General features: G+C 30.8%; 16 protein-coding genes. 6 read left to right on the top strand and 10 right to left on the bottom strand.

Features of this window, described 5'->3' with window-relative positions:
* Window positions 1-86 precede the first annotated feature (86 nt).
* Genes ACY3JM_RS01650 through ACY3JM_RS01640 form a run of 3 tightly spaced genes read left to right on the top strand, consistent with a single transcriptional unit; the run spans window position 87 to window position 3,978 of the window.
* Window positions 87-2,474 carry a heavy metal translocating P-type ATPase gene (locus ACY3JM_RS01650; RefSeq protein ID WP_463111541.1) on the top strand — a complete coding sequence of 796 codons (2,388 nt, stop codon included), beginning with the start codon at window positions 87-89 and terminating at the stop codon, window positions 2,472-2,474.
* Window positions 2,475-2,490: 16 nt separating this feature from the next.
* Entirely contained in the window at window positions 2,491-2,739 is a 249-nt protein-coding gene (locus tag ACY3JM_RS01645) for a hypothetical protein (RefSeq protein WP_463111540.1), read from the top strand.
* A 15-nt stretch (window positions 2,740-2,754) separates the two neighbouring features.
* Window positions 2,755-3,978 (top strand): DUF438 domain-containing protein, encoded by a 1,224-nt coding sequence (locus ACY3JM_RS01640; RefSeq protein ID WP_463111539.1) that lies wholly within the window; start codon window positions 2,755-2,757, stop codon window positions 3,976-3,978.
* 51 nt (window positions 3,979-4,029) lie between these two features.
* Here the strand turns inward: ACY3JM_RS01640 and ACY3JM_RS01635 are convergent, their stop codons facing one another.
* The 9 genes from ACY3JM_RS01635 to ACY3JM_RS01595 form a co-directional block, all read right to left on the bottom strand.
* Window positions 4,030-4,992, bottom strand: coding sequence for a zinc-dependent alcohol dehydrogenase (locus ACY3JM_RS01635; RefSeq protein ID WP_463083055.1), 963 nt, complete (start codon window positions 4,990-4,992; stop codon window positions 4,030-4,032).
* 99 nt (window positions 4,993-5,091) lie between these two features.
* Complete coding sequence (locus tag ACY3JM_RS01630) at window positions 5,092-6,357, bottom strand: PTS ascorbate transporter subunit IIC (RefSeq protein WP_463083054.1); 1,266 nt, start codon at window positions 6,355-6,357, stop codon at window positions 5,092-5,094.
* A gap of 22 nt (window positions 6,358-6,379) precedes the next feature.
* Window positions 6,380-6,670, bottom strand: coding sequence for a PTS sugar transporter subunit IIB (locus ACY3JM_RS01625; RefSeq protein ID WP_463083053.1), 291 nt, complete (start codon window positions 6,668-6,670; stop codon window positions 6,380-6,382).
* Between the two features lie 14 nt (window positions 6,671-6,684).
* Window positions 6,685-7,149: a PTS sugar transporter subunit IIA gene (locus ACY3JM_RS01620; protein ID WP_463111538.1), complete on the bottom strand. Its 465-nt coding sequence runs from the start codon at window positions 7,147-7,149 to the stop codon at window positions 6,685-6,687.
* A 100-nt stretch (window positions 7,150-7,249) separates the two neighbouring features.
* Window positions 7,250-8,920 (bottom strand): phosphoenolpyruvate--protein phosphotransferase, encoded by a 1,671-nt coding sequence (gene ptsP, locus ACY3JM_RS01615; protein WP_463111537.1) that lies wholly within the window; start codon window positions 8,918-8,920, stop codon window positions 7,250-7,252.
* 1 nt (window position 8,921) lies between these two features.
* Window positions 8,922-10,673: a BglG family transcription antiterminator gene (locus tag ACY3JM_RS01610; protein ID WP_463083050.1), complete on the bottom strand. Its 1,752-nt coding sequence runs from the start codon at window positions 10,671-10,673 to the stop codon at window positions 8,922-8,924.
* Window positions 10,673-10,939 carry an HPr family phosphocarrier protein gene (locus ACY3JM_RS01605; protein WP_463083049.1) on the bottom strand — a complete coding sequence of 89 codons (267 nt, stop codon included), beginning with the start codon at window positions 10,937-10,939 and terminating at the stop codon, window positions 10,673-10,675. The genes ACY3JM_RS01610 and ACY3JM_RS01605 overlap by 1 nt, the downstream gene beginning before the upstream one ends.
* Window positions 10,940-11,071: 132 nt before the next feature.
* Window positions 11,072-12,556, bottom strand: coding sequence for a response regulator transcription factor (locus ACY3JM_RS01600; protein ID WP_463083048.1), 1,485 nt, complete (start codon window positions 12,554-12,556; stop codon window positions 11,072-11,074).
* Window positions 12,534-14,288 (bottom strand): sensor histidine kinase, encoded by a 1,755-nt coding sequence (locus ACY3JM_RS01595; RefSeq protein WP_463111536.1) that lies wholly within the window; start codon window positions 14,286-14,288, stop codon window positions 12,534-12,536. The genes ACY3JM_RS01600 and ACY3JM_RS01595 overlap by 23 nt, the downstream gene beginning before the upstream one ends.
* A 210-nt stretch (window positions 14,289-14,498) precedes the next feature.
* Here ACY3JM_RS01595 and ACY3JM_RS01590 point away from each other — a divergent pair, with 210 nt between their 5' ends.
* The 3 genes from ACY3JM_RS01590 (at window position 14,499) to ACY3JM_RS01580 (ending at window position 18,043) form a co-directional block, all read left to right on the top strand.
* Window positions 14,499-15,359 carry an ABC transporter permease gene (locus ACY3JM_RS01590; RefSeq protein ID WP_463111815.1) on the top strand — a complete coding sequence of 287 codons (861 nt, stop codon included), beginning with the start codon at window positions 14,499-14,501 and terminating at the stop codon, window positions 15,357-15,359.
* A gap of 12 nt (window positions 15,360-15,371) precedes the next feature.
* Window positions 15,372-16,262 carry a carbohydrate ABC transporter permease gene (locus tag ACY3JM_RS01585; RefSeq protein WP_463083046.1) on the top strand — a complete coding sequence of 297 codons (891 nt, stop codon included), beginning with the start codon at window positions 15,372-15,374 and terminating at the stop codon, window positions 16,260-16,262.
* Between the two features lie 80 nt (window positions 16,263-16,342).
* Window positions 16,343-18,043: an ABC transporter substrate-binding protein gene (locus tag ACY3JM_RS01580; RefSeq protein WP_463083045.1), complete on the top strand. Its 1,701-nt coding sequence runs from the start codon at window positions 16,343-16,345 to the stop codon at window positions 18,041-18,043.
* A gap of 37 nt (window positions 18,044-18,080) precedes the next feature.
* Here the strand turns inward: ACY3JM_RS01580 and ACY3JM_RS01575 are convergent, their stop codons facing one another.
* On the bottom strand, window positions 18,081-18,725 hold the full coding sequence (locus ACY3JM_RS01575) for an MgtC/SapB family protein (protein ID WP_463083044.1): 645 nt from the start codon (window positions 18,723-18,725) through the stop codon (window positions 18,081-18,083).
* Between the last annotated feature and the right edge of the window lie 59 nt (window positions 18,726-18,784).

Genomic DNA, 18,784 nt, shown 5'->3' with positions numbered 1-18,784 from the left:
AATATATTTTTAATATCTCATCTTTAAATGCCTACTTTTTTGGTATATAATTAAAAAGAAAATATTTTTGATAATAAAGGTGACATATGAGAAGGAGAATTGAGATCCCTATATCTGGGATGAGTTGTGTTGGATGTGCATTAAGGATTGAGAAAAGCTTGAAAGACATAAAAGGGATAGAGGAAGTTAAAGTTAATTTCTCCTTAGAGAAAGCAGAAATTATAGGAGAGAATTTAAATTTTATAGAGATTAAAAATAAAATACAGGACTTAGGATACCAGATAGTAACCAGTGAACTGACTATACCAATTTCTGGAATGAGCTGTATAGGTTGTGCTCAAAGGATAGAAAATACTCTAAGAAATTTAGATGGTATTATAAAGGCTGATGTAAATTTTGCAAAAGAGGAGTTATATGTAGAATATATTCCTTCATTAATAACATTAAAGGATATACAAAAGATAATAAACGAATTAGGATATCAAGCTTTTGAGCCAAAAGAAAGTGAAATAGAAGATTTACAAGAGTTATATAGGGAAAAGGAGCTAAAAGATCTAAAAAGAAGATTTATTATAAGCTTAATATTTACTATTCCCATTTTTTTAGGAAGTTTTTTCTTTAAACTTTCTCCATATTTACTTTTTCTTTTGGCAACACCTGTACAACTTTATGGAGGTTACAGATTTTATAAAAATGCTTGGACAGCTCTCAAACATAAAACCTCTGATATGAATACATTAGTTGCTCTAAGTACCACATCAGCCTACCTTTACAGTACATTGGCAACCTTTTATCCATCTTTTTTTGCTTTAAAAAATCTTTCCCCTGAAGTTTATTATGATACATCGTCAGTAATAATCACCTTTATACTTCTTGGAAGATATTTAGAATTAAAGGCAAAAAGAAAAACATCTAACGCTATTAAAAAACTAATAAGTTTAAAACCTAAAAAAGCATTGGTCCAAAGAGATAATGAATTTATAGAAGTACCTATTAATGATGTAGTTAAAGGGGATATTGTACTTGTAAAGCCAGGAGAAAAAATACCTGTAGATGGAATAGTTGTAGAAGGATATTCTTCTGTTGATGAATCCATGCTTACAGGTGAAAGTACTCCTAAAGATAAGAAAGAAAAAGATAATGTTTTTGCAGGTACTATAAATTTAAATGGTGCCTTAAAAATTATGGCAACAAAAATTGGGGGAGAAACTGTCTTAGCTCAAATAATAAAGATGGTAGAATCTGCCCAAAATACAAAAGCTCCTGTACAAAGATTAGTAGACAAAATAGCAAGCATATTTGTTCCTACAGTTTTAACCATATCTGTTATTACTTTCTTTCTTTGGTACATATTTGGTCCCAAACCATCTTTTAATTATGCTCTTTCCAATTTCATAGCGGTATTAATCATTGCATGTCCCTGTGCATTAGGCCTTGCAACTCCTACAGCTCTTATTGTAGGAATTGGCAAAGGTGCTCAAATGGGAATTCTTATAAGAAACGCTGAAGTACTTGAGAAGACTGATAAAATTAATTCCATAATTTTTGATAAAACAGGAACATTAACATATGGAAAGCCAAAACTTGATGATATTATTCCTCTGAATAATGCCTCAAAAGAGGAAATTTTAAAAATTGCTGTATCCTTAGAACAATTTTCAAACCACCCTTTAGCAAAAGCAGTATTAGAAAAGGGAGAAATTGAAAAGATAAAACCTATAGAAATCTTAGAGATAAAAGAAATTCCAGGAGAAGGAATAGAAGGAGTAATAAATAATTCAAAATACTTTTTAGGAAAACCCGTAGTTTTAAGTAAGGAAATAAAAGATATCTATGAACAATATATAAAAGAGTCAAAAATTGTCACTCTTTTGAAAAAAGATGATATTCCCGTAGGAATTTTAACCTTTACAGATGAGTTAAAAGAGGAAGCAAAGTTGGTAGTTAAAAAATTAAAAGATATGGGTCTTGAGGTAGGAATGATGACAGGAGATAATAATGTCTCTGCAGAAAGAGTTGCAAAAATCTTGGATCTATCTTTCTTTTTCGCAGAAGTTCTTCCCCAAGATAAATTAAACAAAATAAAGAAACTTCAAAAGGAAGGTAAATTTGTTGCCATGGTAGGAGATGGTATAAATGATGCTCCCGCTCTAACTCAATCAGATCTTGGAATAGCAATGGGATCTGGCACAGATATTGCCATAGAATCATCTGATATAATCATTACAGGAAACAATTTAAAGGGGGTTGTAAGAGCTTTAGAGCTTAGTAAAAAGACTTTATCTACTATTAAATGGAATCTTTTCTGGGCCTTTATTTATAATACTCTTGGAATACCTATAGCGGGAGGAGTATTATATCCATTTACTGGTATTCTTTTGAATCCTATGATTGCAGGACTTGCTATGGCTTTTAGCTCTGTATTTGTGGTTTCAAATTCTTTAAGACTAAGAAATTTTAAATCATCAATTTAGAAAGGAGGAAAGAATTATGTGTTATTGGGGATGGAGATTTCCCTATTTTTATAATGGAGGTTTTTGGGGTATGCCATTAATGATGCTTTTGAACGGAATTTTCTGGATTATTGTTATCATTGCAATAATCTATGCAGTAAGATATTTTTTCAAAGAAAAAAGGTATAGCAACAAAGAAGACCTTTTAAACACTCTTAAAAGAAGACTAGTAAATGGGGAAACTTTAGAAGAATTTGAGAAACTTAAGAAGAACTTAGATTTATAAGGGGAGGTTTTTCCAATGAGTGAGATTTTTGGAATGAGAATTAGTAGAAAAGAAGCATTAAAGGAGCTTATTAAAAAAATTCACAAAGGAGAAGACCCGGAAGTTTTAAAAAGGCAATTTAAACAGATGTTTGGTAGTGTTACTCCTACAGAAATAGCCCAAATTGAAGAAGAATTAATTAAAGAAGGACTACCAAGAGAAGAAGTAATGAAACTTTGTGAAGTACATCTTGCAGTTTTTCAAGAATCCTTAGAAAAAGGACCCGAAGGTGGTCCAGGAAATCCTATAACTATTCTTATGGAAGAGCATAAAGCTCTATTAGAATTTGCAGATAAATTAAAGAACATTATTGAACAAATGAGAAACATAAAAGATTATGAGGAAGGAAAAGAGAAATTAAGCGAATTACAAGATATAGTAAATCACTTTAAGGAGTCAGAGAAACATTATTTAAGGGAAGAAAACGTACTTTTCCCATATTTAGAAAAACATGGAATAACAGAACCACCTGCCATAATGTGGATGGATCATGATAAGATAAGAGCCATAAAGAAAGATATATATAAACTTATGGACACTTTTAAAAATATATCACCTGAAGAATTTATAAGAAAAATAGCACTTCTTTCTACAGATCTTTCAGAGATGCTATCAAGCCACTTTTATAAAGAAAACAATATTCTCTTTCCCATGGCCCTTCATGTACTTTCTGAGGATGAATTAAAAGACATAAGATTACAATTTGATGAAATTGGATATTGCTGTTTCACTCCTCCATCTGTATTAACACCAGTAGAAAAAACTGAGGAAAAAGAATTAGAAAAGAAAGAAGGTATGATAAACCTACCTACAGGAAGTTTCACTTTAGAAGAATTAGAAGCAGTTTTAAATACTCTTCCTGTAGATATAACATTTGTTGATAAAAATGATGAAGTAAGATATTTCAGTGAAACAAAGGATAGAATATTTGTAAGGACAAAGGCTGTGATTGGTAGGAAGGTGCAACAATGTCATCCTCAAAAAAGTGTCCATATTGTAGAAAAAATTGTGAATGAATTTAAGAAAGGTACAAAAGATCATGCTGATTTCTGGATAAATTTGAATGGAAGATTAATACTTATTAGATATTTTGCTGTAAGAGATAAAAATGGAAACTATCTTGGAACGTTAGAAGTTACACAAGATATTACAGATATTAAAAAGATTGAAGGAGAAAAAAGACTCCTTGACTGGGAATAATTTTAATATGCCCTCTGTTCCATATTCTGGGATAGAGGGTATCTTCCCTTATTAAACCTCATTTATTACTACTAAGCCTTTAATATACCCTTTAGGTTTATTCTCTAAGGCTTCAAAAGCCTCTTGAATACTATCAAGAGAAAATTCATGTGTCACCAATCTTTCTATATTAAAGGTTCCCTTCTCTAAAAGATTTACAGCCCTTCTTAAATCATCATATGGATCTAAAGAATAAGAAGGATGAGCTACTATTATCTCTATGGACCTTTTTATTGCCTCTCTAAAATCAAATTTATCGCACTCAGTTTCATGAGAACTCATTAGAATCAATCTTCCTCTCCCTGTCTTCAAATATCTTTGACAAATATTTAATACATTTGGGTTTCCAGTACCTTCTATTACAAAATCGGCCATATGTCCCTTCGTTATATCTTGTATTTTCTCTACAACATTTTCTTTTCTTGCATTAATTATCTTTGTAGCACCAAACTCTAAGGCCATATCTAATTTCTTTTTGTCAATATCAATAGCAATAAGTTCTGATAATGTATTTCCTTTTAATGCTTGAATACACAACAATCCCATAAAACCACATCCTACAACAATCCCATAATCTCCAACCTCAGGTCGAGCTGCCCTTAATACGGTAATAATACATTTTAGTGGTTCCCCAAGAGCATATTTAATATCTATATTATCAGGAAGCTTAATACAATTTTTTTCACTTACTACTGTGTATTGTGAAAAACCACTAAGATCATCCGGTAATGCGGTTACTTTATCTCCTGGCTTTAAATTTTTTACATCAGGGCCAACATCCACCACAATTCCTGCCCATTCGTGCCCCAATGATTGTGGAAAAGTTCCGAGTCTTCCATGCCAATGATTAAGTTCCCAATTACAAAGGCCACAAGAGACAACTTTTACCAATACCTCATTTCTCTTTGGCTCCACATCTACGTAATCAATCTCGAATTTTCTTGGCTCAATTAAAAAAGCCCTCTTTGTCTTCATCTTATTTAACCTCCTAATAAAAACCCCCTGTCTTATTGCAAGAACAGGGGGTTTTAAATTCAATCTATTCTATTATATACCTAAATTGATTGATTTATATTATTTAAATAACTTAGCTATTAAACTTATCAATATTCCTAACCATTGGAAATCAGAATCACCAAAAGTAGTATTTTCAAATCCAAGTGTTCCGAGAGCTGGTAGTAACAATGCTGCACCAAAGCTAATAATAATACCATTTACAAAGGATCCCAAAATAGCTCCTTTTTTACCTCCTGTCGCATTGCCAATTACTCCAGCAGTACCTCCTACGAAGAAATGAGGCACCAAACCTGGAATGATAACTGGTAAACCCAACAAAGGCATAAGAAGCATAGAAACAATTCCACCTAAGAAACTAAATATGAAACCAATTATTACAGCATTAGGAGCATAAGGGAATGTTACAGGACAGTCTAATGCAGGTTTTGCTTCAGGTACAATCTTATCAGAAATTCCTTTAAATGCTGGTATAATTTCTGATATTATCATTCTAACACCATAAATTACAACACCCACTCCTGCAGCAAAAGTTAAAGCTTGTACAACTGCATATACTAAAAAGTTCTGACCTCCACTCAATTTAGATTCTATAAAGGAAGGACCTGCTGCAATACTTGCAATTAAAAATACTATAATCATAGTTATACCTGTTGCTACTAAAGATTCTCTCAAAAAGCCTAAAGTCTTTGGGAAGGATATATTTTCAGTACTATCTTCAGGCTTTCCAACCAGACTTCCAATAGCACCTGAAACAAAATATCCTAAAGTACCAAAGTGACCTAAAGCAATATCATCAGAACCTGTTACCTTCCTCATATAAGGATGTATCCATGCTGGCATCAAAACTTGCATTAATCCTAAAATTATTGCCCCTAATATCACAAGTCCCGCTCCAGTAAGACCTGCTGTTCCAAGGGTTGCAGAAATTAAAGCAGCCATATAAAAGCTATGATGTCCTGTTAACCATATGAACTTAAATGGTGTAAAACGGGCAAGCAGTATATTTACAAGGAAACCAAATACCATTATTAAAGCAGTTTCTCTACCTAAGGTTTTTTGGGCAATAGCAACTATAGCCTCATTATTAGGAACAACCCCTTTTATTCCAAATCCTGTTTCCAACATTGGACCCAATGCATTCAAAGAACCAATCAAAGTTACGGCACCAGCTACTAAGATCAAAAATCCTAATACAGTTTTTATGCTTCCACTTATCACTTCTGAAAATGTCTTTTTCTGAACTACCAAACCTACAAAAGACACAACACCCACCAAAATTGCAGGTACACTTAGGATATCTTGGATAAACTTAAGAATCCACATATTGGCACCTCCCCATATATTTTTAATCTTTTAAGGTTTTCTCCAAGGTTTCTTTCATCTCTTGAAAATTAACAAAATTTTTAATTGTAACAACTTTGGCTTTTAACTCCCCAAGTTGTGGAGCTAATTCTGGAGAAGTAATAACAATATCTGCATCTCCTAATACTGCCTTTGCAGTAGATATATCTGTTGTTGAAACATCTGCTTCCAAATTAAGATCCTTTACTACCTTTTCTATATTCATTTTTAATATTAAGGAGCTACCTAAACCCATTCCACAAACAGCAACAATCTTAAGTCTCTTGTTCACCATTTGTAACACCCCTTTTATGTATTAACTTTAGAAAAGAACTTTTTAATATAATCTTTAATTTCCTCTTTATCTTTAAAACTTATAAACTGTTCTGCTAATTTTTCCGAATCTTGAAGAATTTCTGCCAACTCTTGTAAAAATTCAAGATGAGATTCTTTATCAGGAGTTGCAAAAGAAATTACAAGATAAACAGGATCATTATAAGATCCAAAATTTATTCCATTCCTTATTACTAATAAAGAAACCCCAAAGGACTTTGCCCCATCTTCGGGACGAGCATGGGGGATTGCTACTCTTGGAGCAATAACCACATAAGGCCCCAATTCTTTACATACCTCAATCATTTTATCTATATAATTAGGTTCCACAATACCATCCTTCTCTAAAAGTTTCCCACCTATTCTTACCGCCTCTTCCCATGTATCAACCCTATCTAAAATCTCTATTCTATTTCCTATAGCCTCTAAGAAATTTAACATTTTCACCACCTCGTTTTTGAATATTATCAAAGATACATCAACTTTATTCAAGAAAGTTAAAATAATATTAAAGAATTAAAATTCTTTCAAAAATTAACTATTAACTTCCTATTTCTTCCATGATTTTTTGATAATGCTTATCTAATACTTCTAAAAGTTCATCTTCTTGTAATGAATCAAAAGAAACATCAACCTTGGCTATTTTAGAACTCAATAACTTTAAAATTGGAATCCTCAATGGGGCTACACTCACCTCATCAATACCAAGAGAATATAAAAGTAAGAAGGCCCTTAAATCCCCACCTAATTCTCCACAAATACCAATCCACTTACCAATTTTATGAGCAGAATCTATTGCTTCCTTAATTAAATCCCAAAAAGCAGGATGATATGGCCTATACAAATAGGAGACTTTTTCGTTAGTTCTATCTACAGCAAAAGTATATTGAAAAAGATCATTTGTACCTAAACTAAAAAAGTCTACAAAATCTGCAAATCTATTTATGTTTAAAATAGATATAGGTGTCTCCAACATTATACCAATAGGGGGAATTTTATATTCTTTACCTTCCTTTTCCAGCTCCTCTACTGCTTCTTTCACAATTTTTTTTGCCTCTATTACCTCCTCTACCAAATCTACCATAGGAAACATCATATGAATATTATTTCCAATGCTTGCCCTCAAAATCGCCTTTAATTGAGTTTTAAAAAGTACTTTTTCATATAATGACCACCTAATTCCTCTAAGCCCCAAAAATGGATTTTCTTCTTTCTCAAACTGTATATAGGGTACATTTTTATCTCCACCAATGTCTAAGGTCCTTATAATAACAGGATAATTTAAAAATAGATCTCCAACTTTTTTATAAATTTCGTACTGTTCTTCTTCAGATGGGGGATCATTCCTCTCCAAGAATAAAAATTCAGTTCTAAAAAGGCCTATTCCCATTGCTCCTTGCTCTAAAGCTAAAAAGGCATCTTCCAAATTACCAATATTTCCTGAGATAAAGAATTTTTCTCCATTCTCTTTCTTAGGTACGTAGTTTTTGAACTCTATTGCTTTCTTTTGAAGTATCTTATAACGTTCGTATAATCTCTGATACTTTTCAACTTCCTGAGAAGAAGGATCTAATATCAAAATTCCCTTTTCACCATCTAAAATAGCCAGTTCTCCCCCCTTAATCTCTAAAACATTAGCACCTATTAAAAGGGGCAAATTTAAATTCCTTGCTATTATGGAAAGGTGTGAAAGCACTCCTCCTTTCTCACTAACAATACCCAATAATTTATCTTTTGGAATATTAATTAATTGCCAAGGTGTTACTTCTTTTGATACCAATATGGAAGGTTCTTCTAAGCTTGGATAGCTCTCTCCAACAACTACCCTAAATATTTCTTCCTTAAGAGCTTCTATATCTTGGGCCCTCATTTTAAAATAAACATCTAAATTTAAAAATTCTTTTTTAAACCTTTCAGTGGTTATTTCAACTGCAGTTTTAAAATCTAAACCTTCATCTATTTTTTCAAAGAGAAATTCTTCAAAAGTAGGATCATCTAAAAGTAATAAATAAAAGTTTACAAGATCTCTTTCTGTCTCAGACAAATCCAATAATCTATTATTTAATTCCTCTTTAAGAGCTTCCTTTGCTTCTCTCCAAATCTTTTTTGCCTCATCTCCTTTATAATTTAGATCTTTTTCTTTCTTAATCCAAAGAAAAACCTTACCTATAGTAACTCCAGGAGATCCAGAAATACCCTTTATTATCTTCATATTAAATTCCCCTTTCCAAGGAATATAGCAATTTGAGTAAATAATCCTCACTGATCCTATTTAAATTTCTCAGAGATATACTTGTAGCTATCTTTTGAGATAACCATATAGTCTTAAAATAATCAAAAAGATGGATATACATATAATAGGATTTATTGTTGGGGTTACAGAACAAAATAAACTTTTCTTCTTTTGGTTCTTCCTTAGAGTAGATCCAATATAGTTTCTCCTTTATGGCAATAATAGTAGAGTCCTTAGGTATGTATTGTAAAATCTCATTTTCATCTTTTACTTCCATAATCTCTACATAAACATTTTCTTTATAAAAGTTATAAATGTAATTTTTGAACTTTTCCTCTTCATCCTTAGAGAATAATGGTGAAATTTGAAAATAGGGTGATCCAAAATTAGAAAGTGGAATAGTACTAACATATATAAATCCTTTAGAGGGATTTCGAGGTAAGTCTCTTATTGATGTTATCTTTACAACTTCAACATCTTCAAATATTTTTTTTATTTTCTCTGCTAAAAGATTCGCTGTTAATACTCCAGAAGGACATATTACAATAATCTTTTTCTTCTTAGCCATTTTTTCGAACAGTCTTAACAAATATAATGTTATATATCCTTTTTCTTCTTCTGGAATCTTTATATCAAATCTTTTTTCAAGAGTTTTTGATAATTCGCATGAAATATAGTATATAATTGGATAGTTTTTCTTTATTTTTTCTAACATATTGTTATATATGTTTATATTATTCTTTATCTTGAAGATAGCAGTCTGTATATGACTCAAAAAAACTTTAAAGATATTACTCTTAAAAGAATAAGAATTAAAGATCTCCTTTTCTAAAATACTTCTTAAATCCTTATCTTCTTTAAGAAAACTCTTACCAGATTCTAATTCAGAAGAAAGTAAGTATAGGTTTATAAATCTTTTTTCCCTATCATCTAAATTTAAATCATAAAAACTTTCTAAAATATCAAAAGGAGGATTTAAATCATAATAATTCGTATAAAAGTCCTCCAATCTATATCCTTTTTTCAATCTACTTATAGAAATCCCAATGATTAACAATAAATGAAGAAAACTATCATCAGTAAATTTTACATCCCATACATTCTCTATTTCATTTAAAAACTTAATAATTCCAAAAAAGGAGTCATTAAAAATATCAATCCAAGGTAAATTTACTCTATAATTTAAAAGTACCTCATTTAACAACTTACCTTTTTCTTCTTCCGATAAACTCTCCAAGATTAAATCCAAGATTGCCTGTCTAATATACTTCTCTTCACCTATCAATCTAATTCCATAATGAGGCTTAGCTATTATATTTAGTTTGTGATTAATCATCCATTTCTTTACTAATTGAAAATCTTTTACAATTGTAGGATGGCTCATATTGAATTTTTCTTCCCAATTTTCTAATGTTATTTTTTCTGTTGATAATAGCAGGTCAAGAATCATCAATTTATGCCTTTCTTTGTTAGTTATCTGTTCATTTTGGGATAATAAAGACATAATATAAAGATGTGAGTCCTTTTCAAGATTTGTAATATGAACACCTTTATATGGGATATGCTTAACTTCAATTCCATGGGCAAACAAAAACTCTTCAAGACTTCTTAATTCCCTTCTAACAGTAGATAAACTATAGCCTGTCTTCTCCGCTATATCTTCTATCTTTATAGGATGAGAAGCCTCTAAAATAACATTTAAAATTTTCTCTTTTCTATCCCGTTTACCCATTAATCCTCCCCTAAACCCAACTCTATAAGCTCTGAAAGGGTTTTAAGAGCTTCTTCCTCGTCCTCCCCCTCAACTTCTAATATAAGTTTTGTCCCCTGATTAGCCCCTAAAGAAAGTACTTTTAATATACTTTTTGCATCTGCTTCTTTGTTATTAGCTTTTATTATTATTTTACTCTTAAATTTGCTTGCTGTCTGAACAAAAACAGCTGCGGGACGAGCATGCAAACCTGATTTATTCTTCAATATTAACTCTTTTACTTTCATTTCAACATCTCCTTTCCTGATATAATTAAAAAACTAATTTAATACTTTTTTCAATGAAACTAAAATTATTAATTTTATATTAAAAGTATGCCAAAACTTAACTAATTGGAAAGCTATACGGAAATGTGTTTTTTAAGAGATATTTTCCTTAAATGCTTGAGGTGTTTTTCCTGTATATTTTTTAAATTTAAAAACGAAGTAATCCAGATCCTTATAACCTACCTTTTCTGCTACATCTACTACCTTCTCACCTTTCAAAAGTAATTCCTTAGCTTTATTTATCCTTATTCTATCAATATAGGTATTAAATTTTTCACCTGTATATTTCCTAAATATCTTTCCAAAATAACTACTGTTATATCCAAATTGTTTTGCCAAATCCTTTAACTTAATATCTTTATAATAATTAGCATTTATATATTCTATTATCTGAGAAAGTACATTATTGCCTGTTTTTTCTGAAAAATCTCTTAACACGTTTAATACCATCTCCTTTACAAAATTGTGAAGGTCTATAAGGGATCGCTTTTTATAAAATTCGCATATTATTCTTTTATCTAAATATTTATTAGATATCTCCTTAAAGAAAGGATAATTAGAAGAGAAATAATTTATTATATTTATAAATAGATTAAGATAACTTGATTTTATTTCTTCCTCATCATCCTCTCTTACAGTATGATTATTCATCTTTATCTCAAGAAAAAGATGAATGTTATTAAGATTTCCAAACTCTATAGCTTTTATAATCTCACAAATTATTTTTGAATCATCGGTATTTTGAAAATCACCAAATTTAGCCTCCTTAGGATAGGTTATTATTTCCTTTTGATTAAAGAGAAACTTCTTGTTCTTCAATTTTAAAGCAGTGTTATAAGATATGGGTAAGTCACTAAGTTTGAAAACTTTTTCCCCTACAAAGAATGATATATTAAATCCAAATAATTTTTTGAATTGCCTTTTTACATCCATTAACTTCCTTCTAAAGTAAGGATTCTTTATATCAGCAATAAGAAAACACAAAGAATTTCCCATAAAAGTGTAAGTTTGAATTATGCTATCAATATTATGATTTTTTTTACCCTCAATATTCAAATCATCAGTTAATACTATTTCATAAGAATCCCATGGAAAATTGAAATTATAAATTCTATTAAGATCTTCTTCTTTAACGTTTTTCAATTCTCCCTTTATTAGTTTTTCTAAAAGTTTATCTCGGGATAACTCATATAATAATTTATCACTCTTTATCTGTTCTACAATTTGCATAACCTTTTCTTTAAGAATTTCTGGATCTATAGGTTTTAAAAGATAACTCTCTACACCTAAATCTATAGCCTTTTTTGCATATTCAAATTCAGGATAACCTGTAAGAATTATAAATTTTATTCTCATACCAATCTCTTTAACTTTTTTTATTAATTCCAATCCATCCATTTTTGGCATCTTTATATCCACAATGCAAAGATCAGGATTAAGCCTTATAATTTTATCCAAAGCTTCTTCCCCATTATCAGCATCTCCCACAATCCTCAATCCATGATTTTCCCAATTTATAACTTTTTTCAAGCCACTTCTTATAATGGGTTCATCATCAACTATTAATACCTTGTACATATTTATCACTTCCTTTTAAAACATGATACGGTATTACTATATCTACTTTTGTACCCTTTCCTACCTCACTTTGAATTCTAAGCCCAAAATCTTCTCCGTAGAAAAGCTTTATTCTTTCCATAGTATTTTTTACGCCTATTCTTTTTCCACCTAAATCTTCATTGTTAAAGATAGCTTCTATTTCATCTTGAGACATTCCTACGCCGTTATCTTCTATGGATATTATTAACTTATCCTCTTTTTTAACAACGTTTATATTTATAATTCCCTTCTCTTCTTTCTCCTCAAGACCATGTATGATAGAGTTCTCAACAATTGGTTGGATTAGAAAAGGGAGTATATATAGATCTTCTATATCCTCATACACATTTATTTTATAATCTATCTTTCCAAACCTATATTTTTGTATTTTCAAGTAATCTTCTACAAGTTCTAACTCTGTCCTTAATTTTATAGGTTTCCCTTCAAATTCTATAATTCTCCTTAAAAGGTTACCAAGCTTAAGAGTAATATCTGCAATATCCCACTGCTCTTTACATATAGCCATCATATGAATAGTCTCTAAAGTGTTAAATAGAAAATGAGGGTTCAAATTATTGGTCAATATTTTTAATTTCATTTCTTTCTGTTTGATCTTCAACTCATTGAGCATCTTTATATTTCTTGCCATATTTTTTACATTCTCAGCAAGTTCTCCTATTTCGTCCTTACCAGATATTGAAAACTCCATATCCCAATTACCATGAGATATCTCATTTACTACATTATTTAATACTGCTATTCTCTTGCTCATATTCTTAGATAATATTAAAGCAAACAAGAGAGAAAGCCCTACAGAAATAACTATCATAGCTATGGCAAATCTAAACATACCGTAAGGCTCTCTCATTATATAGTCCAAGGGTACCATACTTACAAGATAAAAATCCTTGTTATAACCAGCAAGAGGTAAATAAATACCGAAAATTCTATAATCTTTATTGTTATACTTTAAAGAATATCCTTCAGGTTGTATAATTTTTGATTTATCAATAGGGAAGATGGTACCTATTAAGTTTTCATTATTGCTCGCTACAATATATCCATCATTATTAATAAGAAAAGTATCAAAAATTTGATGATTTAATATCTTTTTGATTTCCAGTTTATTTAGATTAATAACCAAAACTCCAAAACTTTCGTTATAAGGATCTCTAAGAAGTCTTACAAGACTAAAATACTTTTCAGGATAAATATCTTCTTTCTGATAAATTAATTCCCATCTTATAAATCCATTTAGATTTATGGCAGTCCTATACCAATTCTCCTTTCTAATATAACCCTTTACTTTATAAAAAATTCCATTCTCTAAAATAGTTGGATTTTCAGAATATATTCTTATATAAGCTATGGCATTAGCGAAAAGAGTTTTATAATTTTCTATCTCTCTATACTGAGAATACTTTATAAAAGTCTCCATCGGGGATTTGTATTTATAAAGTAAAAGTTCCTTTAACCTTTGATCTATCATTAATTTATCTGCAATCTTTACTACTTCCTCTGTAATCTTCATTATCTGAAATTTTGCTGAGTTTAGATTGTTATAAACTTCTTTTGAAGAAGATTCCAAGGCAAAATCCCTAAAATGAACCACAGTTACAGTACCAAGGATAAGTATGGGGATTATCGATATGGCTATGAAACTGATTATGAGTTTTTTATACATTTTTATGTTGGAAAATTTGATAAACATAAAACAACCCCAAACTTTAAAATTTTTTAAAGTATAAATCTTCAATACAATTTTTGTAAATTGAAAAAAGTCTAATTTTTCCCTCTAAAAATTTCTATTTTTTAAGGTTTTATTAAAAGGAATATTCTGATAATTTTTGAAAAAAAAGAAAGAGGGATTGAAGTGAACTACTTTATAAAGACATTAAAAAAACAAAAATACCTTATCATTATGATTTTCCCATTTCTTATATGGCTTATCATCTTTCGTTATATCCCTTTATGGGGATGGATTACAGCCTTTCAGAACTACAAACCAGGAATACCTATATTTCAACAGCAATGGGTTGGATTGAAATATTTTAAAGAGATGTTCTCTGACCCAGAATTTTACCTTGTCATGAGAAATACTCTTGCTATGAGTATTCTTGGACTTATTTTTGGTTTTCCTCTTCCAATAATACTTGCTATTTTAATAAATGAAATCAGAAATTCTACTTTCAAAAGAACAGTACAAACTATTTCTTACTTACCTCACTTTGTTTCGTGGGTAATAGTAGCAAGCATAGTACATGCCATGCTTGCACCTGATGGGGTTGTTAATTACCTTCTTATGAGAATTGGAATAATTGAACAACCCATACTATTTTTTGGAGAACCTAAGTATTTCTGGTGGATTGTAGTCTTCTCAGACATATGGAAAGAGCTGGGATGGAATACCATTATATTTTTAGCTGCTATGACAGCCATAAATCCAGAGTTATACGAAGCAGCAGAAGTAGATGGAGCTGGAAGATTTAGAAAAATCTGGCACATCACATTACCAGGCATAATGCCAACTATTATTTTGATACTTATATTGAGTATAGGAAATATTATAAATATTGGATTTGAAAGACAATTCCTTTTAAGAACCTCAGCTGTAAGGAATGTATCCGACGTTATAGACCTATATGCCCTTGATTATGGCATTAGAGCAGGAAGATTTTCCTTCGGTACTGCAGCAGGTATTTTTAAATCTGTAATTAGCTTAATTCTTCTTTTCTCAGCAAATAAATTAAGTAAAAAATTTACAGGGTACAAAATCATTTAGGAGGACGTGAATATGAATAGAAGTTTAGGAGATAAAATATTCGATATTATAAACCACGGAATAATGATATTATTAGTTATAATAACATTGTATCCTTTCCTATATGTTTTAGCTGTATCCCTTAATGATCCTTTTGATACAATAAAAGGTGGTATCACCATATTCCCCAGAGTATTTACCTTAGATAATTACAAAGAAATATTCAATTATCCTACAATTGGTAGAGCAACTTTAATATCAACCTTAAGAACTTTAATAGGGACTATAACCAGTGTTATTTCTACAGCTATAGTGGCCTACGTTCTTAGTAGAAAAGATTTTTTTGCAAGAAAACTTATTACTACACTGTTTGTTATCACCATGTACGTAGGAGGTGGTTTAGTACCAGAATATCTTTTGATAAGAAGTTTAGGACTAATGAATAATTTTCTTGTTTATATCCTTCCAGGACTTATAAATCCATTTAATTTTATTGTTATTAGAGCTTATATCGATACCTTACCATCAGAACTACAAGAATCAGCTATGATTGATGGTGCCAATGATTTTATTATATTCTTAAAGGTAATATTGCCTTTGTGTATACCTGTTCTTGCCACAGTTGCACTATTTGTAGCAGTAGGGCATTGGAATGCATGGTTTGATACCTATTTGTATTGTGGAGGAAATAAAAATCTTACTACCTTGCAATATGAACTTCAGAAAATCCTTGCTAACGCTGCAGCAAGTTCCACCACTATTGATTACTACAGTAACTTAGATCCTACAAGAACTATGAGAGTAACTCCCCAATCATTAAGAATGGCAATGACTATAGTAACCACATTGCCTATTGTAGTTGTGTATCCATTCTTACAAAAGTATTTTGTAAAAGGAATGACTCTTGGGGCAATAAAAAATTAAGAAAGGAGGTGTTTAAAAAGAGTAATTTACAATTAAAAAATATTCTATGAAAATTAACTCTAAAGGGGGGAAAGAATTTTATGAGGAGGACAGAAAAATTATTAGGATGGTTTTTTGCTATAGTATTAGTAATTAGCCTCATTTTCAGTGTAAGCATAAGAGAAGTAAATGCTCAAGCAAAATTATTTAAGCCCATGAATCCTACACCCGAAGCAAATAAGCCTATAACATTTAAAGTATATATAGGAGAAGTTAATCCCAATGATGACCAATTCAAAAGTCCAGTAGCCCAAAAGATAAAGGAACTCACTGGTGTAACCTTAGATATAGAATACGCACCTAACCAGGCTGCTGTAAGAGAAAAAATACAAATTATGGCAGCAAGCGGAGATTATCCAGATTTAATATATGCTAAAGGAGATCTTTCTCTTTTGAAGGATGCAGGAGCATTAATACCCCTTGATGATTTAATAGAAAAGTACGCTCCAAATATTAAAAAAGCTTATGGGGAAAACTTAAAGAGATTAAAATGGAGTAAGGAAGATCCTCATATTTACTGTCTTGGTTTAACCACAGATAATGACAGAACTCTTGATGTAAATGGTGGGTTCATGCTTCAACACAGAGTAGTTATGGAACTTGGATATCCAAGAATTAGAACTCTAAAAGATTTTGAAAATGCAATAAAAACATATTACAAAAAACATCCAACTACAGACGGACTTCCAACTATACCACTTACCTTATGTGCTGATGATTGGAGAACAGTAATAAGTGTAACAAATCCAGCATTTCAAGCTACGGGAGCTCCTGATGATGGAGAATTATATGTAGATCCTAAAACTTTAAAATGTACTTTCCATTATAAGAGAGCTATAGAGAAGGAATATTTTAGATGGCTAAATCATATGTGGAATGAAGGTCTATTAGACAAAGAAACATTCATACAAAAAGAAGATACTTATAAGGCAAAAATAGCAAGTGGAAGAGTTTTAGCACTAATTGATGCAGGATGGGCAGTAGGAGAACCATTTACAGCTTTAAGAAGATCAGGAAAATATGAATATATGTATGGATATTATCCTGTTACTGTAAGCGAGAGAATAAAACAGGCTCCACCTGATGTAAGAGTTGGATACACCGGTGGATGGGGTATAGCTATCACTAAAAGCTGTAAAGATCCTGTAAGAGCTATAAAATTTCTTGATTGGCTATGTACAGAAGATGCTAATATTTTGAGGCAATGGGGAATAGAAGGAGTACATCATACATATGTAAATGGAAAGAGACAATTCCTACCCGATGTGGATCAAGCAAGAAGAACAGATCCCTACTTCGGAAGAAAGACTGGAATAGGAGTATATGTATATCCATGGCCAAGACTTCCTAATTACTATATTGATTCTACAGGAAATCCAGTAGTTCCTGATACCACAAAAGAAGATATAAGAAAGAATTATACAGAAGTAGAAAAGAAAGTTCTTGCAGCATATAAGGTAGAAATATGGAAAGATCTATTCCCAAAAGCTGACGAATATCCTGTAAAAACATGGGGATATCTATGGATGTATCCAACACCAGATGAAGATATGAGAGCCATTGGAAATAAGCTCTTCGATTATGTAATTAAAAATATTCCAAAGGTAGTAATGGCACCTAAAAAAGATTTTGATAAAGTATGGGCTGAATTCTTAAAAGGCTTTGATGATTTAGGAGCAAAGAAATATGAAGAATATAAAACAAAACAAATAAGAGAAATGGTCGAATTTTGGAAGAAATAAAATAATGAAGGGGAGGGACTTTTTGTCTCTCCCCTTTCTAAATGATATCTATTTCTTTTACTGAGGATAATTTTGAAAGCTTTTCTACAATCTCTTCCATTTTAATCTTAGATGGCAATCTCAAAATTAAATTTAATTCTGCTATATTTTCATTTATAGAGTTTAAACCTATTTGTTTTATATTAACCTTAAGTTCCCCAAGAATAGTTCCAATTTCTCCTATAACCCCTGGCTTATCTTCTATTTTACATTTTAATATTAAATCTCTATGGGAACCTATAAATACTTTCTCAAGTTTTGTTGCTAATATGAGAACAGCTAATATAAACAAAGTAGTAAAAAAAGCAGGAAAATAAAGTCCTGCACCAACAGCCATACCTATACCTGAGACAGCCCATATACTTGCTGCTGTTGTTAAACCTTTTACAGAATGTTCATTTCTTAAAATAGTACCTGCACCTATAAAACCTATACCAGTAACCACCTGAGCAGCTATACGAGTTGGATCAGTATTTGGAAAAGCATAAGCTGAAACAATCATAAAAAGAGTAGCTCCCAGAGAAACCAGTATATGTGTTCTAAATCCAGCTGGTTTCTCTTCCTTTTCCCTTTCCCATCCTATTATGCCAGATAGTATTAAAGAAAAAATAAGTCTTTTTATAATCTCAAATTCCTGGATCATATTAAAAATTATATCATACTTTTAAAATAAATCGTTTTTCTCTGAAACTTTTTTATAGA

Source organism: Dictyoglomus sp. SSW, from assembly GCF_055181335.1.
This window is presented reverse-complemented; position numbering and strand designations above follow the sequence as displayed.

Bases quoted from the DNA above. Each gene is read 5' to 3' on its own strand.
- ACY3JM_RS01650 (WP_463111541.1), top strand. From the start codon at position 87: ATGAGAAGGAGAATTGAGATCCCTATATCTGGGATGAGTTGTGTTGGA.
- ACY3JM_RS01645 (WP_463111540.1), top strand. From the start codon at position 2,491: ATGTGTTATTGGGGATGGAGATTTCCCTATTTTTATAATGGAGGTTTT.
- ACY3JM_RS01640 (WP_463111539.1), top strand. From the start codon at position 2,755: ATGAGTGAGATTTTTGGAATGAGAATTAGTAGAAAAGAAGCATTAAAG.
- ACY3JM_RS01635 (WP_463083055.1), bottom strand. From the start codon at position 4,992: ATGAAGACAAAGAGGGCTTTTTTAATTGAGCCAAGAAAATTCGAGATT.
- ACY3JM_RS01630 (WP_463083054.1), bottom strand. From the start codon at position 6,357: ATGTGGATTCTTAAGTTTATCCAAGATATCCTAAGTGTACCTGCAATT.
- ACY3JM_RS01625 (WP_463083053.1), bottom strand. From the start codon at position 6,670: ATGGTGAACAAGAGACTTAAGATTGTTGCTGTTTGTGGAATGGGTTTA.
- ACY3JM_RS01620 (WP_463111538.1), bottom strand. From the start codon at position 7,149: ATGTTAAATTTCTTAGAGGCTATAGGAAATAGAATAGAGATTTTAGAT.
- ptsP (WP_463111537.1), bottom strand. From the start codon at position 8,920: ATGAAGATAATAAAGGGTATTTCTGGATCTCCTGGAGTTACTATAGGT.
- ACY3JM_RS01610 (WP_463083050.1), bottom strand. From the start codon at position 10,673: ATGGGTAAACGGGATAGAAAAGAGAAAATTTTAAATGTTATTTTAGAG.
- ACY3JM_RS01605 (WP_463083049.1), bottom strand. From the start codon at position 10,939: ATGAAAGTAAAAGAGTTAATATTGAAGAATAAATCAGGTTTGCATGCT.
- ACY3JM_RS01600 (WP_463083048.1), bottom strand. From the start codon at position 12,556: ATGTACAAGGTATTAATAGTTGATGATGAACCCATTATAAGAAGTGGC.
- ACY3JM_RS01595 (WP_463111536.1), bottom strand. From the start codon at position 14,288: ATGTTTATCAAATTTTCCAACATAAAAATGTATAAAAAACTCATAATC.
- ACY3JM_RS01590 (WP_463111815.1), top strand. From the start codon at position 14,499: ATGATTTTCCCATTTCTTATATGGCTTATCATCTTTCGTTATATCCCT.
- ACY3JM_RS01585 (WP_463083046.1), top strand. From the start codon at position 15,372: ATGAATAGAAGTTTAGGAGATAAAATATTCGATATTATAAACCACGGA.
- ACY3JM_RS01580 (WP_463083045.1), top strand. From the start codon at position 16,343: ATGAGGAGGACAGAAAAATTATTAGGATGGTTTTTTGCTATAGTATTA.
- ACY3JM_RS01575 (WP_463083044.1), bottom strand. From the start codon at position 18,725: ATGATCCAGGAATTTGAGATTATAAAAAGACTTATTTTTTCTTTAATA.